A 2,281-nucleotide genomic window follows, 5' to 3' on the forward strand; every position below is an offset into this window, starting at 1 on the left:
ATTTTAAAAAGAAAGTATATGATCGATTGAATAAAGGGTAAGTGGTATTAATTTTTCAACCAAGTTTGTAAGTACCGTTCAGCTATAGCTTTATAATCGTGTTCTTTCTCAATAAATGCTCTTGCTCGTTTTCCAATTGCAGTAATCTCAGTAGGATTTTCAATTAAAAAAGACAATTCGTTAACAATTGAGGATACATCAGGAAGGGCGTTGACACAAACTGTTTCAGTTAATTTATAATGCGCTAAAAATTCGGTTTCGGCTCCCGTGAAAACAACTTTGCCTTTTGCCATAGCTTCTAAAGCATTATAACCTTGGTCGTAAGTCAATACTTGATCCAATACAATATGGCTTTTATTATAAAGTTCTATATAGGTGGCGTAGGGCATACTTTTAGCGGTAATTATGTCTACTCTGGTAGGATATTTATCTTTTATAATTTTTAAAGCTGCTTCAAAATAGTGGTTTCCTTTTTTAAAGTAATTTGCTTCATTTATTCCATGAAAAATGATGATTTTCTCTGCTATTTCAAGAGGACAGTATTTTAATGTAGCTGTATTTATGGGATACGGAATTAAAGCTGTTGCATGAGGATGATTTTGTAACGGAATGGCATAATCTAAATCACCTGGAATTACTGCGATTGTGTTTTCGAATACAAACTCATGCAATTCTTGGAACGGTTTTTTCGCATAGCGCAGCGTGTACGGACAATGACCAAGCTCAGGATTACCAATGCATGGGGTGACTACTGAGTAGCGAAATTGTCCTTTAAGCATATAGTTAACGCTACTGTAATCATCTCCGCAAGAGGAAAGAAAGACTTTGCTATTGTTTTTGAAAATGTAATTAAGCATTTTCTTTTCCAAAAACACCGTAGATTGTAAAGGATATTCATTAATTAATTGGACCACATCAAAACCCACTAATTTTTTTCGATTGGTATAAAATCGGTAGGCCGTTTCCACTTGTGCTAAGTCGAATTTAAATAATCTAAAAACACCTTGTCTAAATTTATTAAGAAGGTAATTTTTCTTAAAAGCTTTCGCAAAAACCGAAATGTCTAAAGGATAATTTTTGAAATCATTATCTCCAATGAGTAGTACCTCGTGACCAAGTTCGACCAGACCTTCTTTTAAAGAATTATGGAACCTACTGTATTCGCCCACTAATAAAATCCGCATGAATAGTTATATTTGTTTTCGAAATTAGTGATTTTGCTTTATGCCTCAAAAGAAAGAGTACAAAATATGCCTCATAAGCGAACAATTAGCCTCAGGCGGGGCTGAGCGTGCGGCAGCTTTGTTGTCTCAATTTTTTGTCTCGAATAATATTAAAGTGCATCATGTGATTGTGATAGACAAAATAGGCTATGATTTTTCAGGGGAATTGCTAAATCTCGGAAAGCTTAAAAATCAAAGAAATGGTGTTTTTAACAAGCTAAAACGATTTTGGGTTTTAAGACGATTTTTAAACTCGAACCGGTTCGATTACATCATTGATTTCCGAGTCAAAAACAATCAGTTTCAGGAATTTTTGATGACTAAGTTACTGTATTCGGCTCCTTATGTGATGACGATTCATAGCTACATGACAGCATTGTATTTCCCGAAATTGCAGTTTTTAGCCAAACATATCTATACTGACGCATACGGAATCGTGACGGTTTCTGAAAAAATAAAAAAAAAAATAAAGTTGGAGCTGGGTTATGAAAATACAATTACAATCCATAATGCAATTGCAATTGATGATATTCAATCTTGTTCCAAGGAGAAAATTGCCATAGATTACGACTATATTGCAGCGGTAGGAAGAATGGATGATACCGTCAAACAGTTTGATAAATTAATTACTGCCTACGCCAATTCTACGCTTCCAAGCAAAAAAATAAAATTAGTAATTCTGGGTGAAGGTAAACTTCGCGCTCAATTACAACAGCAAGTGGTGGCAAGTCAATTTGATAAATCGGTGGTGTTTTTGGGATGGAAAGATAACCCGTTTAGCTATTTTAAACATGCCAAATTCACGGTTTTATCAAGTAAGAATGAAGGTTTTGGTACCGTTTTAATAGAATCATTGGCGTGTCAAACTCCTGTTGTAGCCTTTGATTGCCTCTCAGGACCAAGTGAAATTGTACAAGATCAATTGAACGGACTTTTGGTCGAGAATCAGAATTTTGAAAAACTCACACTAGCCATGAACCGCATGATAGAGGATCGTGTTTTATACGAGAATTGCAAGCAAAATGCTGTTTCAAGTGTACAACGTTTTTCATTAGAAA

The 2,281-nt window shown here is 34.7% G+C and carries 2 protein-coding genes; one reads left to right on the forward strand and one right to left on the reverse strand.

What is annotated here, in order from left to right:
• Positions 1-47: 47 nt before the first annotated feature.
• Positions 48-1,184, reverse strand: a complete 1,137-nt coding sequence (locus P8M54_RS05645; protein ID WP_300286087.1) for a glycosyltransferase — start codon at positions 1,182-1,184, stop codon at positions 48-50.
• 40 nt (positions 1,185-1,224) lie between these two features.
• Here P8M54_RS05645 and P8M54_RS05650 point away from each other — a divergent pair.
• A partial coding sequence (locus P8M54_RS05650; protein ID WP_300286089.1) for a glycosyltransferase occupies positions 1,225-2,281 on the forward strand: 1,057 nt, incomplete at its 3' end.

Source organism: Flavobacterium sp., from assembly GCF_029242675.1.
Lineage (GTDB): Bacteria > Bacteroidota > Bacteroidia > Flavobacteriales > Flavobacteriaceae > Flavobacterium.